This window comes from Brevibacterium sp. S22, assembly GCF_004745485.1.
Lineage (GTDB): Bacteria > Actinomycetota > Actinomycetes > Actinomycetales > Brevibacteriaceae > Brevibacterium.
The window spans coordinates 70,378-96,614 of sequence record NZ_RHFG01000003.1; the positions used below are offsets into that span (position 1 = coordinate 70,378).

Sequence of the window (26,237 nt, forward strand, 5' to 3'; positions counted from 1 at the left end):
CAGGAGGGTCGGGTATCGTCACCTGTTGTGAAGCCCTTGGTTCTGCTCGATACGCCTGCTCTGTACTACCGCGCCTTCTATTCGGTGCCGGATTCGATCGTCAATGCCGACGGCGATCCGGTCAACGCCGTGCGTGGGGTGTTGGACACCGTCGCCCAGATGGTGCGTCGCTTCGACACCGATCGTGTGATCGCAACGATGGACGCCGATTGGCGTCCGGCGTTCCGCACCGCGATCATGCCCGAATACAAGGCGGCGCGTGTCAAGGATGAGGAAGCCGGCACGGAGATCCCGCCCGAGCTGGCCGTGCAGCTGCCGCTCATGAACCGTGTCCTCGCAGCAGCCGGAATCCCCATCGCCGAAGTCGCCGGAACCGAAGCCGATGACGTCATCGCCACGATGGCCGCCCAGTCGATGACCCCCGTGGTCATCGTGTCCCCCGATCGCGATCTTCTGGCACTGCTGAACTCATCGACCGACGTCAGCGTTCTGCGGCCCCGCAAGGGCGGCGAGTGGGAAGCCGTGACGCAGGCCGACCTGCCGACCGCCTATGGAGTCCCCGACGGCACCCGCTACCGCGAGCTCGCAGCGCTGCGCGGCGACCCGTCCGACGGTCTGCCCGGAGCACCCGGCATCGGGGAGAAGACCGCTGCCACCCTGTTGTCGAACTTCGGTTCCCTCGAATCGGTCATCAAGGCCGCCAAAGCCGGAGTGAAGACCGGTGGACTCAGCCCGAAGCGAGCCGCGACGATCATCGAGGTCGAAGACACCCTGTACAAGACGCTCGAGGTCATGCGCTGCCTGACCGACGTCGGTCACGGCCTCGACCTCGACAGCGTCCCGAACGGCTTTGATCGAGCTGGAGTCGAGAACGCCGCCGCCGGGCAGAACATCCGCCGCTCCGTCGACAACCTCACCGCCGCGCTCGAAGCTGTGGCCGGCACCGACAGTTCGGCACCGGCAGGCGCTACAGTGCAGGGGCGCAATTCGGGACAGACCCGGCCGGACCGAACCGCTGAGGCGACACCACGGACCGGTGGAGCCGGTTCGTGGGTCCAGTCGCGACTCGTCGGCTTCGATCTCGAGACCACCGGAGTCGAACCGGCGACTGCCCGCATCGTCACCGCCGCCTTCGTCGACTCAGCCACGCAGGTGCGCACATGGCTGGCCGATCCGGGAATCGAGATCCCGGAATCGGCACGAGCGGTCCACGGCATCACGAGCGAGTTCGCCCAGGCCAATGGTGCGGCCGCTGCTCAGGTCGTCAGCGAGTTGTGTGCAGAGTTCGCAGCGCTCAGGGAGGAAGGTGCCGTCGTCGTCGGACACAACGTCGTCTATGACCTCAGCGTGATGGCCGCCGAGGTGGCCCGCCACCGCCCGGACATCGACTTCCCCTCGATCATCCCGACGATCGTCGACACCTTCGTCGTAGACAAGAACATCGATCCTTACCGCAGGGGCAAACGGACACTCATCGAAACGGCGAAGACTTATCAGGTCGAACTCCTCGATGCCCACGATGCCGCAGCCGACGCCCTGGCCGCTCTGGACATTTCCCGAGCATTGGCCGAAAAGTCCACGGAAATCTCTGCGATGAGCAACGATGAGATCATGGCCGCCCAAGCCGATTGGAAGCGCTCACAGGCGGCAGGACTCCAGGCCTGGCTGCGAAAGAAGGGCAACGCCGAAGCCGTCGTCGACGGTTCGTGGCCGATGTCCTGAACGCTAGACTCGACACCGACGTACAAACGACGAAGGACGACAATGGGATTCTTTTCTCGCCTGCTCAACCGACCCGGCTCTCACGCGGAGAAGACGACAGGTTGGTTCGAGCGCGGCGGCGACGATCTGGACGCGGCCGGGCGCGAATTCGCCGAACTCAGCGATGCCGAGCTCACGGAGGCCGCCGGTGAGGTCTTCGCATCGGGCGGTGAGCAGCAGACGCTCATCCGGTACTGCGCTCTGGCGCGCGAAGCCGGTGAGCGGGTCTTGGACGAAAGGGCGTACGACACACAGCTGCGCGGACTCGTCGGGCTCCTGCAGGGCAGCATCGTGCAGATGGCCACCGGTGAGGGCAAGACTCTCGTCGGTGCTCTGGCGGCAGCCGGTTACGCACTGCAGGGACGACGCGTACACGTCGTCAGCGTCAACGACTACCTCGCCATCCGTGACCGCAATTGGATGAAGCCGCTGTTCGACCTCCTCGGTGTGAAGTCAGCCGCGATCTCCGGTGCGCAGGCCGACGAGGAGCGTCGCGAGGCCTACCGCGCCGAGGTCGTCTACGCCTCGGTGACGGAGGTCGGCTTTGATGTCCTCCGTGACCGGTTCCTCACCGATGATGCCCAGCAGCGAGTACCCGAACGTGATGTCGTCATCGTCGATGAGGCCGACTCGGTGCTCATCGACGAAGCGCGTGTGCCGCTGGTCCTCGCGGGTTCTGCCAGTGTCCAGGACACCGATGCCGCCATCGCAGCACTCGTATCCCGGCTCAGCCCGGACACCGACTACGAGGTCAGCGCCGACCGACATGCCGTCTCACTCACAGACGCGGGAGTGGACCGGGTCGAAGAGGAACTCGAGGTCGAACTGTTCGGAGATGACTCCGAGACGCTCGCCGCCGTCAACCTCGCTCTCCACGCCCGGGCACTGGTCAAACGCGATGTCGACTACCTTGTCGTCGACGGGCGGATCAAACTCATCTCCTCTTCCCGCGGCCGTGTCGCCGAACTCCAACGCTGGCCCGACGGGCTCCAAGCGGCCGTCGAAGCCAAAGAGAGCCTGGAGGCCACCGACAGCGGAGAGATCCTCGATCAGATGACGGTCGAGGAACTCATCCACGGTTATGCGACGGTCTGCGGAATGACCGGCACCGCGCTGGCCGTCGGAGACGACCTCCGCGAATTCTATGGGCTGGAGATCGTGCCCATCGACACACACCTGCCCGTGATCCGCATCGACGAACCCGATCGCCTGTTCACCTATCAGGAGTCGAAGGAACGCGCGATCGTCGAAGAGGTCGCGGACAATCATGCCCGCAGCCGGCCCGTGCTCATCGGCACCTCCTCGGTGGCCGAGAGCGAGTCCTTGGCAGACCGGCTGACCGAACGCGGAATCGAAGTCGCAGTGTTGAATGCGAAGGACGATTCCCGGGAAGCCGAGATCATCGCGAAGGCCGGTGCTCCCGGTGCGGTGACGGTGTCCACACAGATGGCCGGGCGCGGCACCGACATCCGTCTGGCCGACGATGCCGTCGCAGAAACCGGGGGTCTGCTCGTCATCGGCGCCGGTCGCTATCCCTCATCGCGTCTCGATGACCAGCTGCGCGGCCGTGCGGGACGTCAGGGTGATCCCGGCACGTCCGTGTTCTTCACAAGCCTCGAAGATGAGCTGCTGACCAGGGTTCCCGAGATTCAGCGTTTCGTCTCCGAAGGCGACGAAACCGGGCTCATCGAGTCCAAACGCGCCCTCGGACTCGTCGAGCATGCTCAGCGCATCGCCGAAGGGCAGAACACCGCACTGCACCGTGACACCTGGCGGTTCAACGAGCTCATGGCCAAACAGCGCGAACTCGTCCTCGAACGCCGAGCCGAGATCCGCAAGGACGACGAACCGGTCAGCCAGCTGCGTGACGAACTCGGTGACCGTGCCGATGAGATCGCGAAAGAGCATTCGGAGGAGCTGCTGGAGTCGGTTCTGCGCGAGGTGATGCTCTTCCACCTCGACGCACGGTGGGTCGACCACCTGGCCTTCCTCAACGATCTGCGTGAGGGCATCCACCTGCGCACCTTCGCCCGCGAGAAACCCCATGAAGCGTTCAACACCGAGTCGATCCGCATCTTCTCTTCGTTCTGGTCCGATGTCATCGACGATTCGAAATCGACCATCGATGGTGCGACGTTCACCGACGAGGGAATCGACCTCGACTCGCATGGACTCAAACGCCCGTCGTCGACGTGGACCTATCTGACGACGGAGAACGCGTTCGGCTCCGATATCGAGAACATCGTCAAGAAGGTCCGACGCTGAATCGCTGAGACCGGGGTCGGCTTCCTGCGGGGAGCCGACCCCGGTCTCGAGCCCGCATCGTTGGAGATCCCGACTTGGTCGCCGGGCAGGGTTCGTCGCCGGTCAGGGTCTGTCGACGGTCAGGAGTCGGCGACGACTCCGCGACGGATGGCCTCGACGGTGCGACGCACACGTACCGCGGTCTCCGCATCGATGACCTCAGCGACCTGACCGAGCAGGTCGAGGCTCTGTTTTGCCCACCTGACGAAGTCTCCGGCGGCGATATCGCTGCCCCGCAGCGACTCCGAGAGGGTTTTGCCTTCTGTCCAACGGTACATCGGTCGGATCAGCCCACGATCCGGTTCGTCCGTCGTGTTCAGCGCATGCTGTTCCTCGAGATGGAAGAGCCGACGCCAGATCGTCTCGGATTCATCGCAGACGGCCTTGAGATCGTCGCTCGGTGCCCGGTGCGCCGTGAGGGTGTCCCTGCGCGACTGGAACACGAAGATCGACGCGAAGGCCGCGAGTTCCGGTTCATTGAGTCGGTCCCACAGTCCGGCTCGGATCGTCAGCGCCACCAGCAGGTCCCGTTCTCCGTAGATGCGACGCAGCATCGTCGAGTGTGCGGGGTCGAATCCGAGACCGCGCAGCACATCCTGGACGCGGTCGAAGACCAAGGCGATCGAGGTGGTGCGTCCTTCGATGCGGGCGATGAGAGATTCGTTCTCCCTGATGAGTTTGTCAGCGCGGTTGGCCCACCGGGCGTGGAGCTCCCGGTCCGGGCAGTCATGGCAGGGATGGGCCCGCATCTGCGCCTGAAGTTCGGCCACGGTGGTGCTTTCGCCCTCCGGCTGCCGGCTCGACTCCCAATGGGCTTCGGAATCGACTCGACCGTCATGGACGGCGGCCTCGAGGATCGACAGCAGCTGCCTGCGATCGCCTGCCTGTCGGTGGTTGAACTTCTTCGGTACCCGTACTCGCCCCTGGGATGCGACGGGTTCGGTCACCTCGTGCGGGCGCAGGTGCCATACCTTGCCCTGCTCGGTGAGCACGGTGGGCAACCGGGATACCCCGTCCTTGTTGCTCATCGGGGCGATGATGACCGCGCGTCCGCCGACTCGTTTCGCCGGCATCGTCACCACATCACCGACCTTGAGTGCGGTCAGGGATTCGACGATGTCGCGCTGCCTGTTCCGCGATTTCGTGCGCGTCTCCTGCTTCTGCGTGTCCGTGATCGCCCGACGCAGTCCCGCATATTCGGAGAAGTCGCCGAGATCGCAGTGCATGGACTTCTCATACGCCTCGATCGTGGTTTCGTTCTTACGCACCTTCCGTGCCAGTCCGACAACGGCCTTATCGGCTTGGAACTGGGCGAACGATGTTTCGAGCACCTTGGCGGCTTCGTCCGAGCTCATCCGCGACAGCAGGTTCGCCGTCATATTGTAGGTCGGTCCGAACGCGGAGTTCAGCGCGTAGGAACGGTTCGAGGCCAGGGCTGCCAGCTCGCTGACTTCGATGGTCGGGTGCCATACCACGACCGAATGGCCGATCCGATCGATTCCGCGGCGACCGGCCCGTCCGGTCAGCTGGGTGTACTCCCCCGGTGTGATCATCACATGCGCTTCGCCGTTGAACTTCACGAGCTTCTCGAGCACGACGGTGCGAGCCGGCATGTTGATGCCCAGGGCCAGGGTCTCCGTGGCGAAGACCACTTTGATGATTCCCTGCGAGAACAGCTCTTCGACAAGCTGCTTGAACTGCGGGATCATCCCCGCATGGTGAGCGGCCACGCCGAGCAGCAGCCCCTCGCGGAAGGTGTGGAAACCGAGGATGCCGAGGTCTTCATCAGGGAGCTCTTCGCGCAGAGATTCGAGAGCGGCATTGACGATCGTCTTCTCTTCGCGCGAATTCAGGTCAGTGCCCGTGCTCAGGTACTGTTCGACGGCTTCATCACAGCCGTTGCGGGAGAAGATGAACATGATCGCCGGCAGCATGGCCGCCTCGGCGAGGGACGCCACCACCTGGGTGCGGCTGGGACGGCGGAAACGTGCCCGGGTCGCACGAGCGCGCTTCGAGCGCGGTCCCCCGTGTGTGCGCGTGGCATGGTTGAGTGCCGGATCGATCCGATCGGAATCGGTATGCGTGAACAGGTCATACATTCGGTGACCGACCAGAACATGATTGACCAGAGGCACGGGCCGGTGGCTCGTCGACACGATCGTCGTCGGTCCTCTGACCTCCCGCAGCCAGGCTCCGAATTCCTCGACATTGGACACGGTCGCCGACAGCGACACCATCTGCACACGGTCGGGAAGGTGGATGATGACCTCTTCCCACACCGGACCGCGGAACCGGTCGGCGAGGTAATGGACTTCGTCGAGGACGACGAAGCCGAGATCCGCCAGACCCGCCACGTCGTTGTAGAGCATATTGCGCAGCACTTCGGTGGTCATGACGATGATCGGCGCATCGCGTCGGATCGACATGTCACCAGTGAGCAGTCCGACGTTCTCGGCTCCGTGCACCTCGGCGAGGTCGTTGAACTTCTGGTTGCTCAGCGCCTTGATCGGCGTGGTGTAGAAGATCCTCTTGCCCTCGCCCCGCGCCAATTCCACAGCGAACTCCGCGATGAGCGTCTTGCCCGCGCCGGTCGGCGCCGTGACCAGGACGTCCTCACCCTGCTGCAGATGGCTGCAGGCTTCGATCTGGAAGTCGTCGAGGTCGAACTCGGTGCGCTCCATGAATCGGCCCAAGGGTGTGCGGGCGAACTCGGCACGCGCCTTGAAGTCAGCATAGGCGGCGGAGGGGCTCATCGGCTCTTCCGCGGAGTTCTCGGTTGGAAGCGGTGTGGAGTCAGTCATTCTTCTCTTTGTCGGTCGGTTCGTCCTCGTCGACCCACAAACCCTGCTCGATCAGCCGCTTCTTGCGTCGGCGATCGTTGAAGATGCAGATCACCCACGCCAGGCAGAAGAGCGTCATCATGGGGATGACGAGGAAGAACATGGACATTGCATCGGGAGTCGGGGTGGCGATCGCGGCGAACAGGAAGACGAGCATGACGATGATTCGCCACGATTTCTGGATCCTCTCCGCCGACAGGATCCCGAGCATGTTCAATCCCACCATGAGCACCGGCAGGACGAAAGCGAGCCCGAAGACCACGATGATGATCATCACGAAGCTCAGATAGTCCTGTGCTGGGATGATGTTCGTGCCGCCCTCGGGGGTGAACGAGGTCAGCGCCTTCACCGCGTTGGGCAATGCGAAGAACGCCATCGTCGATCCGGCCAGGAACAGCGGGATCGCCGCGCCGAGGAACCCGAGAGAGTACAGCTTCTCCTTGCGTTTCAGGCCCGGCACGATGAAAGCCCAGACCTCGTAGAGCCAGATCGGGCAGGAGAGGAAGAGACCGATGAAGAACGAGAGCTTGATCTTCAGGTCGAAGGGCGAGGCGACTCCGGCGAAGTTGATCTCGGCCATCCGTCCGCCGTTGTCGCGGATGGTTCGGATCGGCTCTTGGAGGATGTCGAGGACAGGATCGTAGAGGAACCAGCCGGCCACCGCACCGAGGGCGATGGCGATGGCGGAGACGACGACGCGATTGCGCAACTCGACGAGGTGCCCGACGACGGGCATCTTCTTCTCAGGATTGTTCTTCCGTGGTCGAGATGGCTTCGGCTGACTGTTCTCTTTCACTTCTCGTGAGACTGCGGGTCCTGCTTCTCTCGCCGCGATTCCTCGGTTCCGGCAGACTCACCGGTGGCCGTGGCGGAATCGGTCGAGGAGTTCTGGTTGAGCGCTCCCGGCTCGGTGGTCTTGCCGGACTCGTCCTCGTCACGCAGGTCCTTGACTTCGGACTTGAAGATCTTCATCGACTGCCCCAGGCTTCGGGCCAGCTGCGGCAGTTTGGGTGCGCCGAAGATGATCACGATGATGAGGATCACGATCGCGATCTGCACGAAACTTGGTTTCATGGGGAGCTCCTTGGATTGTTGATGCTGTAGACGAGTCTACGCGCTGCGGCTGAGGCTTTCATCCACATCCAGACGCGGTCTTCGTCTCAGCCGAGTCTGCGCAGGGCAGCCGAAACCGCCTCGGTGTCGTCGATTTCGGTGATCACATCGGCATGACAGAGCAGGAATCGGCTGAGCCAGTCCACCGAGTGCACGAGCAGGCGGATGCGCACGCTCGTATCACCGCTGTCGAGGTATTCCCGATTCGTCACGTCGAGTTCATCCGCCAGCCACGCTCCCCCGGCCGCGAGCCCGAGGGTGACTTCGTATGAGTTCGTCGTCGCTGCGCTCACCGACATCGGCGGGTGCGTCGCCGGTTCCCAGGATCGGATCCGGCCCAAGGCGAATCGGCGAGGGGCCCCGGCCGAATAGCACCAGGCGTCGACGTACCAGTCGGCGCCGGGGACGAGGCGGGTCGGGGCAATGGTCCGCGTCGTGAGTTCGTCACGGGATCCCACGTAGTAGTCGATGCGCAGCGCAGTGCCTTCCTCGACTGCCTGCCGCAGAGCCGCAAGCAGATCCTCGTCGGCGTCGATGGGACTGACATCGACCGCAGTGCGCAGATTCTCCCCCGCCGCCACCCGGAGTTTGGACGCCGCAGTGGCTACTGCGTCGGAGTCGAGTCCGGGCAGGGACGAAAGCATATCGAGAGCGAGGACGAGGATTCCGGCCTCTTCGGCGCTCAACCGCACGGGCACAGAGACTTCTTCGGCGTTCGAAATGAAGATCTGCCCGCCTTCCCACGTCGCGTCGATGAGGTCATCGGGCATATGTCCGGGTCGTCCGGTGACGAAGAGCAGCTGCAGATCGTCGATGAGGGTGTCGGAGTCGATGCCGAAATAGGCGGCGGTGTCTGCGAGGTCGGCTCCCGGATGGGCGTCGAGGTAGGGCACGAGGCTGAGCAGCCGAGTGAGGCGTTCACGCGCTGAGGACACTGGCGCCTCCCAAGCGGTTGAGCGATTCCCGAATCGTTTCGCGCCTGCGGTCGACGGCCCGCACGAGCTCGGGTGGGTCAACGGCGTCGACAGCGTCTCCGAAACCGACGATCTCAGCGGCGAGGGCATCGACATCGGAATAGCCGATGATCACGTCGTCTCCGTCGCTGCGGATCTCTCGGCGTCGCAGCGGATCGGCCCGGTGGGCGCGGATGCGCAGCTTCGCCTCGGCGACGATGGCCATCTCCGGACTCGACTGCAGCGCCAGCTGCGGGGAGAAGTCATCGGGAATCTCATAGTCCCCGGGTTCGCGTCCGCCGAGCTTCGCGATTCCTCCCTCGATGCGGGAGAGTCGGAAGGTACGACGCGCCTGCCGGTCGAGGTCGAAGCCGAAGAGGTAGACGCGGTCTCCGCGGCTGAGCAGCGCATAAGGTTCCAGACGCACCTTCCGCACGCTCTGGCCGGGCTTGTGATAACGGAATCCGATGGCTTCGCGGGCGTTGATGTGGTGGAGGGCGGCGGCGAAGTTCGCGCTGGCCAGCCTGTGTGCTGCGCTGCCCGGGTCGACGGTTCCCGGCCCGGCCCCGGGCTGGTCGAGGTCGATGCCCAGAGCACGCAGCTTCGTCAGCGCCTGGGCGGAGGACTCCCCGAGTTCGGTCTCGGACCAGAACGCGGCGGCCACGGTCACGGCGGCCACCTCGGCGGGGGTGAGATCAACGTCGTCCATCGCATAGTCAGCGGTGGAGATCCGGTAGCCGGTCTCCCCCACATCACCGTAGGAATCGTGTTCGGCCCGGGTGGCGATGGTGATGCCCATATGTCGCAGCAGTTCCTTATCGCGGGAGAATTTCCGATCGAAGGCGACCTCATCGAGCTCGGAATAGCCGTCGATAGCGCTCATCAGCGTCTTACGCGAGACCCAACCTCGGGAAGCGCGCAGGGCGATCAGCAGATTCATCAGACGTTCGGTCTGCTGTCTCTGTCTGCTGGTGCGGGGTGTGTTCACGATTCCACCGTAACCTAGGCCGGGCGATAGTCTTGGGACCATGATTCATTGGCGCAAAGGAATCGTCACAGCGATTCGCTCCACCCGGCCAGGATACACAGAGGTCGACGTCGAACTGGACGCGGCTCTGCCGGGCACTGATGCGAGAGCCATCCGGGCGGTCGCCTATACCGATGCCGTCGGTCAGCCGCGGACGGCCGACACCGTCATCGTCAATGTCTCGGCTCTTGCCAAGCGTCTGGGCACCGGCGGCTTCGGACTCATCGTCGCCCTGCCCGACGCCCTGCCGACCGATCCGCCGGAAGGCCCCGGTCATCTGGTCAAGGACCGCTATTCACCTCTGCAGACGATGGTCCTCGGCGTCGACGATCAGGAATCTCAGCATCATTCCACCCTCGCCGAGGCGGAGCATCTCGATGGCATGCCCGTGGTCGTAGCCGATCTCCATTCGGCTCTGCCCGCGGTGATCGCCGGAATCCGCGCCGTCGACCCGGCGTTGTCAGTGGCATATGTGCTCAGCGATGGTGCGGCTCTGCCGGCCCCGTTCTCGCAGGCCGTCGCCGGGCTCAAGGACGCCGGTTGGCTGACCGGTTCGATCAGCACCGGCCAAGCCTGGGGCAGTGATCTGGAAGCAGTGACCATCCATACGGGACTGCTGGCGGCCAAACACGTGATGGCCGCGGATATCGCTGTCGTCGCTCAGGGGCCCGGGAATCTGGGCACTGGCACGAAGTACGGGTATTCGGGGTTGGTCACCGGTGAGCATCTCAATGCTGCAAGCCTGCTCGGCGGCCGGCCGGTCGGTCTGCTGCGGATGTCGAATGCCGATGCCCGCGGCCGTCATTTCGGCATCTCCCATCATTCGCTGACTCCTCTCAGCGAGATCGCACGACCGGGGATGACCGTGCCGGTGCCTGACTTCTCCACCCTCACCGAGGCGGAGCGGGCCGAGATGGATCCGGACCCGAATGTCGTGGCCGAGACCGTGACCGAACAGCTGTCTCGTCTGCAGATGCATGAGCTCGTCGAGGTCGACCTGACCGGGCTGTGGGATGTTTTGGGCACCTCGCCGGTCCGCCTGTCGACGATGGGCAGGAGGCTGCCGGCGGATGCCGCATCGTTCCTCGCCGCGGCCGCTGCGGGACGGTGCGCCGCCGAATTCGCCCACGCCTGACAGCACCGAACTCATACAGCTGGGCACACAGGGCTCGGACACGGCTAGGCACACCGAACTCACGCCCAGCTGGGCGGCACCGAACGAGCACAGAGCTGGGCGTAGAGGACTGGGGCGAATCCGGGCGGCACCGAGCCACGGAGGTGTCCTTACTCCTCTCAATGCGCTGGGCACCAGCAGCAGACCCCTCCGGCTTGGCACACATCACTTTGCGTGCACCTGAGGCCACATTTCGTACATCGGCGCCCACATTTCGTACGCCAGCGGCCACATGTGGTTCCGTCCATCCGTTCGCGTCATGATGGTTTGGACGGAATGTGGTGATCGGAAACAAGCCAGAGACGACAGAAGTGGCCGGGCTCCGAAGAGCCCGGCCACAAGTGTCACTGTCACAGACTGAGTATTCAGGCGGATTGGCTGCAGGTTCTCACCATCGTCCGATTGTCCGCTTGTTCTCAGCGCGGGCCGAGCACAGTGCCGGTGGACAGCGCGGGCCGAGCACAGTGCCGGTGGACAGCGCGGGCCGATCACAGTGCCGGTGGACAGCGCCGGACGATCACAGTGCTGATTCTCAGCGTGGGTCGAACACGTTACTGGTGGTCAGCGAACGTTCTCGAGGTCGCACACGAAGATCAGGGACTCACCGGGCTGGATGACTCCGCCGGCTCCTTGTTCGCCGTACGCCAGGTGCGGCGGGATCTGCAGGGTGCGGCGTCCCCCGACCTTCATTCCCTGAATACCCTGGTCCCAGCCGGAGATGACCATTCCGGATCCGAGGCGGAACTCCAATGGGGTGCCGCGGTTGTATGAAGCATCGAACTCCTCGCCGGTGGAATAGGCGACTCCGACATAGTGCACGCTCACGGTGTCACCGGGTCCCGCCTCGGCGCCGGTGCCGATCACATCATCGGTGACGACGAGCTCGGTCGGGGCGTCTCCGCCGGGGAAATCGACTTCGGGCTTCTGCTTGCTCATATGTTCCTCCTGGTGTCAGTTCTGTTCAGGTGTCGATCGGCATCGGGCCGACGGGTCTCGCTTCGGGCCGCTGGGTCTCAGCCCTGGGTCGAGAGGATATCGACGACGAAGATCAGAGTCGCATCGCCCGGAATGGACGGTTCGCTGCCCTGTTCGCCGTAACCCTTGTCGGGCGGGACGACGAGGACGACCTGGTCGCCGACCTTCTGACCGACGAGGCCCTCATTCCAGCCGTCGATGACCTGAGCCTCGCCGACCGGGGCGACGACGAAGGGCTGTCCGTCCTTCTTCCAGTTCGAGTCGAAGGTCTTCGACGTGTCATCCCAGAGCCAGCCGGAGTACTTCACGGCGACGCTCTGCCCCTTCTTGACCTCCTGGCCTTCGCCCTCGATCGTCGTATAGGACTCGAGTTCGTTCGGCTTCTTGCCCTTCGGCTTCGAGATCGACGGCGCACCGTCGTCACCCCACTTCACGGTGACGGGGTTGTCCGACTGGTCGGCCTTCTTGCCCTCAGCTCGGGTCAGCGGCTTCTTCGTGTCCTCGACATCGATGATGTAGACGAGCGTCTGCGAGGCCTCACCCTGCTCGGCGCTGCCGTTGAGCGACATCATCACGCGCGATCCGACCTGGACATCGAGGAGCGAGTCATAGAGGTCTTCGGAGATCTGCGACTTGTCCATGGGGAATCCGGCGGCGGAATCCGAATCGTAGCTGGACTCGACGGTCTTGCCACTCGTTCCGGAGACCAGTGTCATCTGCGCCGTGACCTGCTCGCCCTCGGCGATCTTGTCGCCGGTGCCCTTCTTGAGCACTTTCTTCTCGGTCTCGTCGATGACCAGTGGAGCCTCGAAGCTGACCTCGGGCTTCTTTCCCATCTTGCCGTCGACGGTGATGTCGTCGAGGCTGTTCGACTTCGCGTCCTGAGCCGCCACCGACGGCGGAGGTGTGGTCGAGTCCTCTGACTCCTCACCCTGCCCGCAGGCCGAGAGCAGCAACACGCCCGCCGCGATGGCGCTGAGCACTTTGGTGCGCACTGGTTTCCTTTCGTCACGGGAGGCCGTTCCCGGATAGGGGCGCGACCGGATCACAGGGCGATCTTACAGGCCCGCGATGAGTGCTTCCGCCTGCGGGTGAGTCGTGGCGAACGGGTCTTTGAGTGCGACTGCTCGACCGGATTCGTCATTGAGCCGCAGGTGCACCCAGTCGACGGTGTAGTCCCGGCGGGCGGCGTGAGCGGCGCGCACGAATTCCCCGCGGACCGCCGCACGCGTGCTCGCCGGTGGTGCGTCCTTGGCCCGTTCGGCCGCCTCGACGGGGACGAGGTTCTTCGCCATCCCGGCGGCTTCGAGTTTGGGAAACAGCCCCGTTGCGGGGGTGATGTCGTGGAACGCGATGTCGAGGCGGTGAATGCGCGCATCGGCGATATCGGTGGTTCCGCGCTGCATGGACCGTTCGATGAGGGTGCGTTTCATCACCCAGTCGATCTCCGTGTCCACGCTCGTGAAGTCCTGGGCTTCCACGGCACTGAGCATACGTGTCCACAGATCGATGACGTAGTGGGCCAGATCATCATCGCCGAGGCTGTGCTCCCCGGTCTCCACGAGCCGCTGAGCCCGATCCCGGTAGTCGCCGAGCAGTCCCAGCGGAGTCGTTGTGGTCCCGTCCGTACGTTCGAGAACGACCTGCCCGGTGAGGTCGCGGGCCACGAGTCGAATATCGCGCACCGGATGGCGCAGCCCGTTCTCCGGAATCCTTGCGCCCTGTTCGATGAGGTCGAGCATGAGCACCGCGGAGCCGATCTTGAGCGCCGAGGTAGCCGTCGACATCGAGGAATCACCGACGATGACGTGCAGCCGCCGGTACTTCTCCGCATCCGCATGCGGTTCGTCGCGGGCGTTGATGATCGGACGCGACCGTGTCGTCGCCGAGGACAGTCCCTCCCACATGACATCGGAACGGGCGGAGAGGCCGAACATCATCTCCGACCGGTCCGCCTCCTCGTCGGGGGTGAAAGCCGATCGGCGGGGAATGACTGCTCCGGCCCCGACGAGCAGCTGTCTGGAGACGAGGAATGGCAGCAGCACCGTGGTCAGTCGGTTGAAGTCGAGGGTGCGGCGGATGAGGAAGTTCTCGTGGGACCCGTAGGAGTTGCCGGCCGCGTCCGTATTGTTCTTGACCATGTGCACCCGACCGCCGATGCCGTCGGCCTCAAGCGCGGACTGCGCCTGGTCCAACAGGTCGATCATCAGGGCTTCGCCGGCACGGTCCTGAGCGAGCAGATCGCCGAGGTCGTCGCATTCGGCGGTCGCGTACTCGGGGTGGGACCCGACGTCGAGGTAGAGACGGGACCCGTTGGGCAGAAACACGTTCGAGGACCGACCCCATTCGACGACGGGTCGGAAGAGGTACCGGGCGATCTCCTCCGGGCCGATGCGGCGGCCTTCCGGCTCGGCTGTGTGGGCGAGTCCGTATTCGGTTTCGAGGCCGTAGATGCGTGCCATCAGTCCTCCCGCAGTCCGCTCATCGCCGCATCGTCGAGGCGACGGAATGTCCGCTGCTTCGTCGTCGTGCGGTCGAGGACGGCAGCCTCGAGCGCGTCAGTGGCCAAGGTGGCCTGGGTGGCGGACCCCAGCGCGGCCACACCGTGGTTGAACACCTCCCGCAGAGTCATCTGCGAGCTGCGCACCCCGGCCAGGGACGCGGTGACGGCATCGGCCTGACCGCCGATGGCCACATGTTCGGTCTCGTCGATGACGGACCCGTCATAGCTGAGCCGGTAGAGCTGGTCGCTGTCCGGTGCGGCTCCGAGTTCGGCGACGACGAGTTCGACTTCGAAGGGCTTCGATTCGGTGGTGAAGACTCCGGCCAGCGTCTGCGCATAGGCATTCGTCAGGCCTCTGGCGGTGACGTCTGTGCGGTCGTAGGAGTATCCGCGCAGATCCGCGTAGCGGACTCCGGCCTGACGCAGGGTCTCGAATTCGTTGTACTTGCCGACGGCGGCGAAGCCGATCCGGTCGTAGATCTCGGCGATCTTGTGCAGCGTCGGCGACGGATTCTCCGCCAACAGCAGGATGCCCTCGTCGAAGCGCATGACGACGACGGACCGACCTCGGGCGATGCCTTTGCGGGCGAAGTCAGCCCGGTCCTTCATCAGCTGTTCGGGCGAGACGTAGAACGGTGCCTGACTCATCCACGTTCCTTTCGCGGTAACGGTGCCGTGATCATCACCGGGCGGCGGCGGTGCGGCGGGCGACGACCTCGGTGGCGGTGTCCAAGACGGTGGCCGAATCGATTTCGGTGACCCCGTTCTCGAGGTCGACGGTGACGATCGTCGGGGCGATCTGGCGGACGAAGTCGGGTCCGCCGGTCGCCGAGTCGTCGTCGGAGGCATCGAAGAGCGCTTCGACGGCTACGGAGATCGCCGAGGAGGTGTCGAGGTCGGCCCGCCACAGCTTCTTCAGTGCCCCGCGGGCGAAACCGGAACCGGATCCGATGGAGTGGAATCGGTGCTCCTCGTATTTTCCACCGGTGACGTCGAAGCTGAAGATCTGACCGTGCGGGGTCGAATCGTCGACTCCGGCGAACAGCGGGACGACGCTCAGACCCTGCATCGCCAGGCCGAGGTTTCCGCGCAGCATCGCTGCCAGACGGTTGGCCTTGCCGTTGAGCGAGAGACGGGCGCCTTCGATCTTCTCGTAATGTTCGAGTTCGAGCTGGAACAGCCGGATGAGGTCGAGTGCGACCCCGGCGGTGCCGGCGATGCCGATGACGGAGAAGTCATCGGCGGCTTTGACCTTCTCCATCGAATGCGAAGCGATGAGGTTGCCGATCGTCGCCCTCCGGTCACCGGCCATGAGTATTCCGCTTGCGGTGCGGAAGCAGATGATCGTCGTGCCGTCCGGGGACGCTTCGGCCAGATCCCGGGTGCTGGGGTGCGGCAGCGCTTCGGGCGCGAGCGAACGGGCGAGTTCGACGAAGGAGTTGCTCGTCGAACTCAAGAATGCAGGAGGGAATCCTGCCATCTCATTGGCCGCCCTTCTGCACGAAGTTCTTGACGAACTCCTCCGCATTCGATTCGAGCACACCGTCGATCTCATCGAGGATGGAGTCGACGTTCTGAGTGTTGATCTGTCCCTGCACAGCCTCCGGCGGATCGACGGGGGCGTCTCCCCCACCGGATGATTTGTCTCTCTGGACCTGTTCCTGCGAACTCATCTCACACTCCTTCAGTCGTTCTTCACAGTCAGTCTATCCACACCGAGCGCCTCCAGCAGGCCCGCAGCGGTCTCGATTCCCTCAACCCGATGGGCAAGCAGTTCGCGGGTGCCCTTGAGCGGTTCGTGCATCGGCAGGCGCACCACCCCGAAGGAACCCGCGTTGAGCACGAGCGAATCCCAGCTGGCGGCCACCAGATCCTCGCCGAGGCGGCTGACCGCCACGGAGCGCAGAAAAGCACGGGTCCCGTCGGGGGCATTGACGACGGCGGCTTCGACCTCGGCGTCGGTGGTCATCCGGCGGATCCGTCCGGCCCGTTCGAGCTTGTGGAACAGCCCTTTCTCCGGGCGCACATCGTGGTACTGGACGTCGATGAGGGCGAGCTTCGGATGGTCCCAGTCGATGCCTTCCCGGGACCGGTAGCTCTCCAACAGCACCCATTTGGCGACCCAGTCGATGGAGTCCGCCAGGGTCGTCGGATCGGTCGAGAGCCCGTCGAGGAATCGGCGCCATTCGGCGAGCACCTCACTCGTCTCGGCATCATCCGGGTCGGCATGTTCGAGGCAGGCGGAATAGTAGATCTCCTGGATCTCCAGAGCCGTCTTCGTCGTCCCGTCGGCCAACGGCAGCGGGGTCGACAGGCTCAGGTCATGACTGACATCCCATAGCGACTGCAGGGCATCGGCGAGTTCGATCCGCGGCGCCAGTCCGGCCTCGATGAGTCCGAGGACGAGAGAGGTCGACCCGAAGCGGACGAACGTCGCCGGCTCCGCCAGAGTGGCGTCGCCGATGATCACGTGCAGTCGACGGTATTTCGCCGGGTCGGCGTGCGGTTCGTCCCGAGTGTTGACGATGGGCCGCCGCAGGGTCGTCTCAAGCCCCACTTCGGCTTCGAAGAAGTCCGCACGGGACGAGATCTGGAACCCTGTGCCCTCGCCTTCGCGGCCGATGCCGACCCGTCCTGATCCGCACAGGATCTGCCGGGTGACAAAGAACGGGACGAGGCCGGTCACGATGTCATCGAAGTCGGTAGACCGGTCGACGAGGTAGTTCTCATGGGTGCCGTAGGAAGCTCCCTTGGAGTCGGTGTTGTTCTTGTACAGATTGACCGGTTCCGCGCTCTTCTCGAGAGTCCGCACCGACTCCAAGGCGACGAGGTCGCCGGCTCGGTCGAAGGTGACGACATCGCGAGGAGTGAGCACCTCCGGGGAGGAGTATTCGGGGTGGGCATGGTCGACGTAGTAGCGGGCGCCGTTCTCCGTGACGACATTCGCCAGATACTGGGCTTCGACATCGTCGGCCGGGACATGGGTCAGTTGGGAGGCATCGGCGTCGGCGATGTTCATGAAGAAACCGCGGGCATCGGCTAGCGGAGACTCGGTGGCGAAGTCCCAGAAGTTCTGGGAGGACTTCAGCCCGCGGGGACCGGCATAGGCATCGACGACACGTGCCGAGTCCCGCATCGGGTTTGCCCGCGGGTTGCCCGGTTGGCTGAGGCCGAACTCGGTTTCGGCTCCCATGACGCGCCTGACTCTGAGCATCTGATTCTCCTCCAAGGTCTAGACTCGGGGATGTGGCAAAGAAGAAATCTCATCTCCCCATCGCACTGATCGTCGACCTCATCCTCGTGGTTCTGTTCACGATCGTCGGTCATTACACACATTCTCACAATTTCGAGCTCCAGGGGCTGGTGACCACAGGATGGCCGTTCGTCGCAGCTCTTGTCATCGCGTGGCTGCTCACCGCCGTCTGGGATCGTCCCATCGCGCCTCTGGCCACGGGGACCGGCGTCTGGGCCATCACCGTCCTCGTCGGGCTCGTTCTGCGCGGTGTCACCGGTGCCGGCGGTGAGCCGGGTTCGGTGCCGGTGAGCTTCATGATCGTGGCGACCTCTCTCAACCTCATCACCCTGGTCGGCTGGCGCCTCATCGCCACGGCCGTCGCCGGCGGAGGCAAGCGCGGTCGCTGACCCTCTGGCCTTCAGAGGCCCCTCACCACGGGATTCCGAGGCGCTGCCCCGCCATCCCACACCGCTCCGGTCGCGGAACAACGATGGGCCCGCTTGCATCTGCAGGCGGGCCCATCACCATGCGAGACCATCCGCGATTTCAAGGGTTCAGACGAGATCGGAGTTCGGCCGCACCTCGGCGATCTCGGTCTCATACGGCACGGTCGGGGCTCCCCTGGTCGTATCGAGGTGCATCATCCGCAGATGTGTCACCCGTTCGCCCTTTCGCCCGGAGATACGCGCCCATTCGTCGGGGTTCGTCGTATTCGGCAGATCCTCGTGCTCACTGAATTCCTCGGCGATGGCGTCCTCGAAGTGCCCGGGGCGCAGACCGCGCTCACCGGTGTCGAGCAGCGATTTGATCGCTGCCTTCTTCGCACGGTCGACGATGTTGTGGATCATCGCACCGGATGCGAAAGCAGAGAAGTGGAGGACTTCCTTCGAACCGTCGGCATAGCTGACCTCGACGAATTCGTTCTCCGGAGTCTCCGCGAACATCCGTTCGACACAGCTGTCGATCAGCGCGGCGACCGCCTCGGCAGGAGTCTCATGGCCGGCGAGCACGCTCGAGTGCAGCGGCAGGTCCGCTGTGAGGTACTTCTCGAAGATGTCCCGGGCCGCGTCGGCGTCGGGGCGTTCGATGCGGATCTTCACATCCAGGCGACCGGGGCGCAGGATCGCAGGGTCGATGAGATCCTCACGGTTCGAGGCACCGATGACGATGACGTTGTCGAGCTGTTCGACACCGTCGATCTCGGTCAGCAGCTGCGGCACGATCGTCGTCTCCACGTCCGAGGACTTGCCGGTGCCGCGGGTGCGGAACAGCGATTCCATTTCGTCGAAGAACACCACGACGGGGAAGCCGGCCGATGCCTTCTCTCGTGCCCGGGCGAAGATGAGGCGCAGTTGGCGTTCGGTCTCACCGACGTACTTGTCCAGCAGCTCCGGACCCTTGATGTTGAGGAAGTACGTCTTGCTGGTGCGGACCGTCCCAGTGCGGTCGGCCAGGGAGTTCGCCACAGCCTTCGCGATGAGCGTCTTACCGCAGCCGGGAGGCCCGTAGAGCAGAATGCCCTTGGGCGGTTTGAGTCCGTGTTCGGTATAGAGCTCGGGATGCTCGAACGGCAATTCGACCGCATCCTTGATCTGTTCGATCTGGTCGGACAGTCCGCCGATGTCCGAATACGTGATGTCGGGGACCTCTTCGAGCAGCAGCGAGGAGACCTCGGGCTTCTCGACGACCTGCAGCGCATAATGCGTCCGGGTGTCGACGACGACGGCATCGCCGACGCGCAGACCTGCATCGATGAGGCCGGCGGCCAGCGTGAAGACCTGTTCGTCGTCACCGGGTGCGCCGACGAGGATGCGCTGAGAGTCGACGAACTCGCGGACGTTGACGACCGAACCCACGGGTGGGAAGTCCCCGGTGCCGATGATGACGAGGCCTTCGGACAGAAGCACATCGGCCCCGGCCCGCAGGCCTGCGGGCTCGATTTCGGGGGCGACGGCCACCCGCATCCGACGGCCGCCGACGATGACGTCGGCGGACACTCCGTTCTCACCGAGGGCGATGAGAGTGCCCCAGTTGTTCGGCGGCTCGGTCAGCCGCCGGGCCTCCTCTTTGATCCTGTCGAGTTCATCGCGGGCCGTGCGCAGAGTCTTCGACAGTGCTTCATTGCGTTTGCCCGCAGTGTAGAGCTGCTGGCGCAGGGACGCTGTGTCCTCGCGCAGCTTCTTCACCTCGGTCGTGGTCTCTGTCATCGATCCTCCTTCGGCCCATTGCTGTGTGTTCTCGGGCTGTCTGTGTCTGCAGCGTCGCGCTGTGTCCCCGGCGGCCGGTCACCGGCGCCTGTCTGACTCGCGCCGGCGTCGTCGTCACCTGTGCGCAATCGCTTTCCTGCCTCACGCATCACCCGACGCAGCTTCTTCCCGTGGGCGGTGCGGGTGCCGATGGCCGCCTCGGTGACTTCGGGTTCCGTCCACGCCGCCACGTCTTCGTCCGCCGCGGCGGCTCCCTGGGGACGCTTCTTCTTCTCCAACGGGCTGATGCCGTCGGCCATCCGGCGGGCCATGATGAGGAACCCGGTGTGGGCGATCATCCGGTGGTCGGGGCGGACCGCGAGTCCGTCGACGTGCCAGCCGCGGACCATGGCTTCCATGGATTCGGGTTCGGCGAACTTTCCGGAAGCACGGAGGGCTTCGACGAACCGGGACAGCTGCGGGACGGTGGCCACATAGGCGATGACGATTCCGCCGGGTGTCAGCGCTTCGCTCACTGAGTCGAGTGTGTTCCAGGGAGTGAGCATGTCGAGGACGACTCGGTCGACGCTGCCGGGCCCGAACGTCCGCGGCAGGGTCTCGGCGAGATCGCCGACGGTGACCGACCAGTTCTCCGGTTCGCCGTCGAAGAAGTCGGCGATGTTGCCCTTCGCGATCGTGGCGAATTCCTCACGCAGTTCGAACGAGTGCACGGACCCGCCTGCGCCCACGGCACGCAGCAGCGCCATCGACAGGGCTCCGGAACCCACTCCTGCCTCGACGACGACTGCGCCGGGGAAGATGTCGCCGAGGGTGACGATGAGACCCGAATCCTTCGGGTAGACGACTGCGGCACCGCGAGGCATGGAGAGCACGAAGTCTTCGTAGCGGGGACGGAAGACCTGGAAGTCGATTCCCCCGGAGTTGCTGACGATGATTCCTTCTGTGCGTCCGATGATGTCATCGTGGCTGATGAGGCCCTTGTTCGTATGAAAGTGCTCACCCGGGGCGAGCACGAACGTGTGCATCCGCCCCTTGGGGTCGGTGAGCTGGACCTTCTCTCCGCGGCCCAGAACGCGCGGGGGCCGGGAATGCAGTGGCTGAGTCATGATGAGTCCACTCTACGCTGGTGAGGATTGCCTCACACAACCGGCTCAGGCTGCGAGAAGCTCGTCGAAGAACTCCTGCAAGTCGATGACCCCGACGAGGGTGTTGCCGTCCATGACCAGGCTGAACTGTGCTTTCGGTCGGTGAGTGAGCGATTCGAGCAGGTGCGGGGCGGTGATGTCTTTGGGCACTCCGATCCACCCGGCGAGGGGTCGAGCGACCTCTCCGGTGGGAACGGCTTCGAGCGTCTCGGCGAGGCGGCCGGCGGCGGCATGGCGGTCGACGAGACCGTACGGCAGCCCCTTCTGGTCGAGGACGACGATGAGGGTGCGTTCCTTCGCGTTGCCCAGCGTGTTCGCATAGTCGAGGGTGTCGGCGAGATCGGCGTCCCAGGTTGCGGCGATCGCCGGCTGGATGACCTGGGACAGGTCGTAGGTCTCCATCTTCCGGGCCCGTTTGGCGTGGGTGGCGGCATCTCCGGCGGAGAACCACAGCATGATCGCGATGAGCGACATCCATGCGACCCTCAGCGGGTCGGGTCGATCGCCAGCCAACAGCGGAGTGATGACCGACCACCCGATGAATCCGATGGCGATGATGCGTCCGACCCAGCTGGCGACGATCGTGCCGAGGTACTGGGAGCCGGTGATGCGCCACATGATCGCCTGCAGCGCCCAGCCTCCGTCGAGCGGGATGCCCGGCAGCAGGTTGATCGCCCCGAGTGCGACATTGGCGAACGTCACCGCGACGAGCAGCAGCCACGGCACCGAGGTGGGGCTGGCGGCGCTGAGGCACCACCAGCCCAGCAGCGCCAGAACGATGTTGACGATGGGTCCGACGATGGAGATGACGAAGCTCGTCATCGCCGCTTTGTCCCGCGGATTGTCCATCTGCGGTTCGAATCGGGTGAACCCGCCCCAGATGTTCAGTTCGATCGCCGCGACCTTCTGGCCGTAGAACTGCCCGGCCACGCCATGGGCGAGTTCGTGGAGGAAGACGGAGGCGAAGAGGAGCACGGCGTAGGCGAACGCCACGAACCACGCCCCGATGCCCAGATCGGGACGGACCTGGTTGAGCCACGGGGTGAAGAGGACGGTGATCACGATGGCGGCGAGGAACCACGACCATGCCAGAATCACCGGCGCGCCGAGGACGGTGCCCAAGCGCAGACCCGATGACGCACCGGGGTGGTGGTTTTTCGCGGCCATTGAAGGGGTTCCTCCGGTCGATGTCGTGGTCAGCGGACCACACAGGGTCGGTTACTCAGCCTAACAGCGACGACGCACGAACCACTGGTCGCCACGTCGTGTCCGTGCAGGTCGTTACAGTGGAGTTATGGCCGAGCTCACCAGTCTGTCGCCCTCCCGGGCCAACGACTTCATCCAATGCCCACTGAAGTTCCGCTTCCGCAGCATCGACAAGCTGCCGGAGCCGCCTTCTCAAGCGGCGTTCCGCGGCACGGTGGTCCACTCGGTGCTCGAGAAGCTGTTCACCGCACCCGCGGCCGAACGCACGGCCGAACTGGCGCAGACGATGCTCATGCCGGCGTGGGAAGAGCTCCTCGAGAAGGACCCGGATGTGCTCGAGATCTTCTCGCATGAGAGCGAGAAGGAGACGTTCTTCACATCGGCACGTCGGCTGATCGACTCCTATTTCGTTCTTGAGTTTCCGGAGCATCTCGAACCTGAGGAGACGGAGAAGTTCGTCCGCACGAAGCTCGACAACGGACTCGAGCTGCGCGGGTTCATCGACCGGGTCGATGTCGCCCCGGGTGGGGAGAGACGACTCGTCGACTACAAGACGGGCAAGCAGCCGAAGCCGCAGTACGGGCGGGAGGCGAAGTTCCAGATGGGCTTCTACGCTCTCGTCGTCTATCGGCTCTCCGGTGAGCTCGTCCACACTCTGCAGCTGATGTACCTGGGTTCGCGCAGCGTGCTGAAGTCCCATCCGACGATGGCTGAGATCGAACAGACGGAGTTCGAGATCGATGCCATCTGGAAAGACATCATCGCCTCAGCGGAGTCGGATCGGTGGCGGCCGAAGAAGTCACCGCTGTGCAATTGGTGCACCTTCAAACCGCTGTGCCCGGCGTGGGGCAACACCGCTCCCCCGACTCCGGAGATCACGAAGATCGTCGGGGCGTAGCCCTCAGACCCTCTGCTGGGCGCGGAGGAGTCGCAGTTCAGCGACACCGCGGCCTTCGAGGCTGTCCCAGAGGATGCGGCCGGGCCGGGGCTCGAGGTCGACGAAGTGCGGCACGCCGATCGCAATCGTTCCGGCTGCCTCGGCACTTGCCAAACCCGGCTTCGAATCCTCCAGGGCCACACACTCGGCTGGATCGAGGCCGAGCAGGGCCGCCCCACGCAGGTAGGGTTCGGGATCCGGTTTGCCAGCGGAGACCTCATCGCCGGCGATGAGGCCGGCGAAGCTGTTCGGCGGGCAGTTGGCGATGACCGCCTCAGCCAAGGGGCGGTAGGACATTGTGACCATGACGTTCGGGATCCCCGCGGCATTGACCTCGGCCAGCAGCTCGAGCGCGCCCGGGCGGAACGGGACGGACTCGCGGATCTGGGCGATGACCGCGCCCATGAGTGTCTCGACGATCTCTTCGGCCGGCAGGTCGAGTCCTGCCTCACGCATCATCCGGGCGGAGACGATCAGCTCGTTGCCGACGAATTCGAGTCCCTGTTCCTCCGACCACGACAGCCCATGGGCGTTCATGAGTTCGGTTTCGGCGCGGATCCAATACGGCTCGGTGTCGACCAGAGTTCCGTCCATATCCCAGAGGACGGCGGCAGGGTCGGCTGATGCGTGGTTCGTCATACGCCCAGCGTAGTCTGGAACCATGAGTATTCTTCCATCCGGGTCCGGGGCACTCGTCTTCATCGCCTTCGAAGGTCAGGATGCCGATGCTTCCGAAGCGGCGAGTTCGCTGGTCAAGGATCTCATCGAGGTCTGGCGTCTGGACGACTCGGAGATCCTCGACACCGATGGGTTCTACGAATTCCGCTTCTCCGAACCCGAGATCATCCGCGATGAAGACGGAACGGCATCGATCGCCTGGCCGGGAATCGCGGTTCATCGGGGCCGCCTCGGCGAGCAGCCGATCACGGTCATCCACGGTCACGAACCCGGTCTGAAATGGCGGGAGTTCCTCTCCCTCGTTCTCGCTCACGTCGGTGATGACGATACGGTCGTCCTCCTCGGCGGGCTCCACGCCGAGATCCCGCATACGCGACCGCTGCCGGTGGTGGCCAATACGGAGGACAAGGAATTTGCCTCCGAACTCGGCATCGACGCCAACGGCTACGAAGGACCCATCGGCATTCTCGGACTCCTCGGTGTCGCCTGCCGATGGCGCGGAGTCCGAGCGGTCAATCTGTGGGTGGGAGTACCGGACTATCTGGCCGAATCACCGTCGCCGAAGGCAGAGCTCGCACTGGCGAAGGCGGTCGAACGCTATGCCGGGATCGAAATAGACATCCACGTGCTCGAGGAGGAGAGCCGGGCGTGGGAGCTCGGCGCCGATGAGGTCGTCTCCCTCAACCCGCGGCTGGCCGAACTCGTCAAAACGCTGGAACGACAGAACGATTCGACGGAGCTGCCCGAGGCCAGCGGAGACGCCATCGCGGCCGAGTTCGAACGCTATCTGCGCAAACGCGGCCGCGACAAGTGAACCACGAGCATCCGATGGTCAGGCAGTCAGCACCGACCTGATTCAGTCGTGCCGATCTGATTCAGTCGAGGAGGCGGATGCCCAGCAGGGCGTCGACGGCGTCGGCGACGCGGTCGCCGCTGAGGGCCGCAGTCTCCGAGGGATCGGAGTCCGCATAGTGTTCGGCCCATTCGTCGAGGATCCCCAGGGCGCGTGGGCTGTCGAGGTCATCGGTGAGTGCCTCGCGCAGCAGACCGATGATGTGCTCGCGCAGACCTTCACGGCATTCTGATTCGCATTTGGCCGCATGCTTCCACGACTGCAGGCGTGCATCTGCGATGGAGAGCTGCTCATCGGTGAAGCTCCAGTCGCTGCGGTAATGGTTGGACAGGATCACGGTGCGGATGACCATGGGGTCGACTCCGCTCTCACGCAGCTTCGAGACGAGGACGAGATTGCCCTTGGACTTGCTCATCTTCTCGCCGTCGAGGCCGACCATCCCGGTATGCATATAGGTCTTCGCCATCGGCGTGTCCCGCCAAGCTGCGGCATGGGCGGCGCTCATCTCATGGTGCGGGAAGATCAGGTCGCTGCCGCCTCCCTGCACGTCGACGGGGAATCCGAGGTACTGATCGGCGATGACGGTGCATTCGACATGCCAGCCCGGACGCCCCCGCCCCAGAGAGCCTCCGTCCCAGGAGGGCTCTCCTTCGCGTTCGGCCCGCCACAGCAGCGGGTCGATGGGGTTCTCCTTGCCAGGGGTCTCGGGATCTCCACCGCGCTCGGCCGAGAGCGCGGCCATGGTCCGGGAGTCATCATGGCTGACGGTGCCGAACGGCGGAGTGATCTGGGTCGACACACGGTAGTAGACGTCACCGTTGTCGAGCGTATAGGCAGCTCCTTTGTCCACGAGATCGCGGACGCCGGCGGCGATCTCGTCGACGGACTCGACGACGCCGATGAAGCTGGTCGGCGGGATCACCCGCAGGGCTTCCATGTCCTCGCGGAACAGCTGAATCTGGGAGGAGGCGAGTTCGCGCCAGTCGATTCCCGTAGCGTCGGCCCTCTCCAGCAGCGGGTCGTCGACATCAGTGGTGTTCTGTGCGTAGATGACCTCAAGGCCGGCATCGCGCCAGATCCGGTTGAGCAGGTCGAAGGCCACATAGGTGGCGGCATGACCGAGATGCGTCGCATCGTAAGGAGTGATCCCGCAGACATAGAGTCGAGCGGTCTGCTTGGATCCGCGCAGTCGGCGCGGACTGCGGGTACTCGTATCGAACACCGTCGGCACCTTGCCGGTGCTGGTCAGGTGGGGCAATTGAGGTTCGGGCCATGACTTCACGGCAACCAGCCTAACCGAGAGGCTGGCGTTCGGCACCTCCGACG

General features: G+C 64.4%; 23 protein-coding genes. 6 read left to right on the forward strand and 17 right to left on the reverse strand.

The genetic code is table 11. The features are described from left to right. The first annotated feature begins 27 nt into the window (after window positions 1–27). Both EB835_RS04385 and secA2 read left to right on the forward strand, forming a co-directional pair. The gene (locus tag EB835_RS04385; protein ID WP_240688541.1) at window positions 28–1,722 is read left to right on the forward strand and encodes a 5'-3' exonuclease H3TH domain-containing protein; all 1,695 of its coding nucleotides are present in this window, start codon (window positions 28–30) and stop codon (window positions 1,720–1,722) included. 42 nt (window positions 1,723–1,764) lie between these two features. Further along, window positions 1,765–4,026, forward strand: a complete 2,262-nt coding sequence (secA2, locus tag EB835_RS04390; protein WP_135808269.1) for an accessory Sec system translocase SecA2 — start codon at window positions 1,765–1,767, stop codon at window positions 4,024–4,026. A gap of 119 nt (window positions 4,027–4,145) precedes the next feature. Here the strand turns inward: secA2 and EB835_RS04395 are convergent, their stop codons facing one another. The 5 genes from EB835_RS04395 to EB835_RS04415 form a co-directional block, all read right to left on the reverse strand. Beyond that, on the reverse strand, window positions 4,146–6,866 hold the full coding sequence (locus tag EB835_RS04395) for a DEAD/DEAH box helicase (protein ID WP_135808270.1): 2,721 nt from the start codon (window positions 6,864–6,866) through the stop codon (window positions 4,146–4,148). Further along, window positions 6,859–7,641 carry a twin-arginine translocase subunit TatC gene (gene tatC, locus EB835_RS04400; RefSeq protein ID WP_135808452.1) on the reverse strand — a complete coding sequence of 261 codons (783 nt, stop codon included), beginning with the start codon at window positions 7,639–7,641 and terminating at the stop codon, window positions 6,859–6,861. The genes EB835_RS04395 and tatC overlap by 8 nt, the downstream gene beginning before the upstream one ends. A gap of 56 nt (window positions 7,642–7,697) precedes the next feature. Then, complete coding sequence (gene tatA / locus EB835_RS04405; RefSeq protein WP_135808271.1) at window positions 7,698–7,979, reverse strand: Sec-independent protein translocase subunit TatA; 282 nt, start codon at window positions 7,977–7,979, stop codon at window positions 7,698–7,700. 86 nt (window positions 7,980–8,065) lie between these two features. Further along, complete coding sequence (locus tag EB835_RS04410; protein WP_135808272.1) at window positions 8,066–8,953, reverse strand: WYL domain-containing transcriptional regulator; 888 nt, start codon at window positions 8,951–8,953, stop codon at window positions 8,066–8,068. Then, on the reverse strand, window positions 8,937–9,959 hold the full coding sequence (locus EB835_RS04415) for a helix-turn-helix transcriptional regulator (RefSeq protein WP_240688542.1): 1,023 nt from the start codon (window positions 9,957–9,959) through the stop codon (window positions 8,937–8,939). Before EB835_RS04415 ends, EB835_RS04410 begins: the two co-directional genes overlap by 17 nt. Window positions 9,960–9,999: 40 nt before the next feature. Here EB835_RS04415 and EB835_RS04420 point away from each other — a divergent pair, with 40 nt between their 5' ends. After that, the gene (locus EB835_RS04420; RefSeq protein WP_135808273.1) at window positions 10,000–11,133 is read left to right on the forward strand and encodes a DUF3866 family protein; all 1,134 of its coding nucleotides are present in this window, start codon (window positions 10,000–10,002) and stop codon (window positions 11,131–11,133) included. 600 nt (window positions 11,134–11,733) lie between these two features. Here the strand turns inward: EB835_RS04420 and EB835_RS04425 are convergent. The 7 genes from EB835_RS04425 to dop all read right to left on the reverse strand — a co-directional run bounded on the left by EB835_RS04425 (window position 11,734) and on the right by dop (window position 17,864). Continuing rightward, on the reverse strand, window positions 11,734–12,108 hold the full coding sequence (locus EB835_RS04425; protein WP_135808274.1) for an FKBP-type peptidyl-prolyl cis-trans isomerase: 375 nt from the start codon (window positions 12,106–12,108) through the stop codon (window positions 11,734–11,736). Window positions 12,109–12,185: 77 nt separating this feature from the next. Continuing rightward, window positions 12,186–13,142 carry an FKBP-type peptidyl-prolyl cis-trans isomerase gene (locus EB835_RS04430; RefSeq protein WP_240688543.1) on the reverse strand — a complete coding sequence of 319 codons (957 nt, stop codon included), beginning with the start codon at window positions 13,140–13,142 and terminating at the stop codon, window positions 12,186–12,188. Between the two features lie 63 nt (window positions 13,143–13,205). Further along, window positions 13,206–14,609, reverse strand: a complete 1,404-nt coding sequence (gene pafA / locus EB835_RS04435; RefSeq protein WP_240688544.1) for a Pup--protein ligase — start codon at window positions 14,607–14,609, stop codon at window positions 13,206–13,208. Beyond that, window positions 14,609–15,298 (reverse strand): proteasome subunit alpha, encoded by a 690-nt coding sequence (prcA, locus tag EB835_RS04440; protein WP_135808276.1) that lies wholly within the window; start codon window positions 15,296–15,298, stop codon window positions 14,609–14,611. The genes pafA and prcA overlap by 1 nt, the downstream gene beginning before the upstream one ends. 34 nt (window positions 15,299–15,332) lie before the next feature. Continuing rightward, window positions 15,333–16,130 (reverse strand): proteasome subunit beta, encoded by a 798-nt coding sequence (gene prcB / locus EB835_RS04445; protein ID WP_135808277.1) that lies wholly within the window; start codon window positions 16,128–16,130, stop codon window positions 15,333–15,335. A gap of 1 nt (window position 16,131) precedes the next feature. After that, window positions 16,132–16,323, reverse strand: a complete 192-nt coding sequence (locus tag EB835_RS04450) for a ubiquitin-like protein Pup (protein WP_025778371.1) — start codon at window positions 16,321–16,323, stop codon at window positions 16,132–16,134. Between the two features lie 11 nt (window positions 16,324–16,334). Then, window positions 16,335–17,864 (reverse strand): depupylase/deamidase Dop, encoded by a 1,530-nt coding sequence (gene dop, locus EB835_RS04455; protein ID WP_135808278.1) that lies wholly within the window; start codon window positions 17,862–17,864, stop codon window positions 16,335–16,337. Window positions 17,865–17,896: 32 nt separating this feature from the next. On the opposite strand from dop, the gene EB835_RS04460 reads away from it, so the two are divergent. Beyond that, window positions 17,897–18,292, forward strand: coding sequence for a DUF3054 domain-containing protein (locus tag EB835_RS04460; RefSeq protein ID WP_135808279.1), 396 nt, complete (start codon window positions 17,897–17,899; stop codon window positions 18,290–18,292). Between the two features lie 147 nt (window positions 18,293–18,439). Here the strand turns inward: EB835_RS04460 and arc are convergent, their stop codons facing one another. The 3 genes from arc to EB835_RS04475 are packed head-to-tail and all read right to left on the reverse strand — an operon-like array spanning window position 18,440 to window position 22,404. Further along, the gene (gene arc, locus EB835_RS04465; protein WP_135808280.1) at window positions 18,440–20,092 is read right to left on the reverse strand and encodes a proteasome ATPase; all 1,653 of its coding nucleotides are present in this window, start codon (window positions 20,090–20,092) and stop codon (window positions 18,440–18,442) included. After that, complete coding sequence (locus EB835_RS04470) at window positions 20,089–21,198, reverse strand: tRNA (adenine-N1)-methyltransferase (protein WP_135808281.1); 1,110 nt, start codon at window positions 21,196–21,198, stop codon at window positions 20,089–20,091. Before EB835_RS04470 ends, arc begins: the two co-directional genes overlap by 4 nt. A 45-nt stretch (window positions 21,199–21,243) precedes the next feature. Next, window positions 21,244–22,404: a site-2 protease family protein gene (locus EB835_RS04475; protein WP_135808282.1), complete on the reverse strand. Its 1,161-nt coding sequence runs from the start codon at window positions 22,402–22,404 to the stop codon at window positions 21,244–21,246. A gap of 127 nt (window positions 22,405–22,531) precedes the next feature. Between EB835_RS04475 and EB835_RS04480 the strand changes: the two genes are divergently transcribed. After that, on the forward strand, window positions 22,532–23,341 hold the full coding sequence (locus EB835_RS04480; RefSeq protein WP_135808283.1) for a RecB family exonuclease: 810 nt from the start codon (window positions 22,532–22,534) through the stop codon (window positions 23,339–23,341). Between the two features lie 3 nt (window positions 23,342–23,344). Here EB835_RS04480 and EB835_RS04485 read toward each other — a convergent pair whose 3' ends face one another. After that, on the reverse strand, window positions 23,345–24,019 hold the full coding sequence (locus EB835_RS04485) for an HAD family hydrolase (RefSeq protein ID WP_135808284.1): 675 nt from the start codon (window positions 24,017–24,019) through the stop codon (window positions 23,345–23,347). Window positions 24,020–24,041: 22 nt separating this feature from the next. On the opposite strand from EB835_RS04485, the gene EB835_RS04490 reads away from it, so the two are divergent. After that, complete coding sequence (locus EB835_RS04490; RefSeq protein WP_135808285.1) at window positions 24,042–24,872, forward strand: PAC2 family protein; 831 nt, start codon at window positions 24,042–24,044, stop codon at window positions 24,870–24,872. Between the two features lie 61 nt (window positions 24,873–24,933). Here EB835_RS04490 and mshC read toward each other — a convergent pair whose 3' ends face one another. Further along, entirely contained in the window at window positions 24,934–26,193 is a 1,260-nt protein-coding gene (mshC, locus tag EB835_RS04495) for a cysteine--1-D-myo-inosityl 2-amino-2-deoxy-alpha-D-glucopyranoside ligase (protein WP_135808286.1), read from the reverse strand. Window positions 26,194–26,237: the final 44 nt, after the last annotated feature.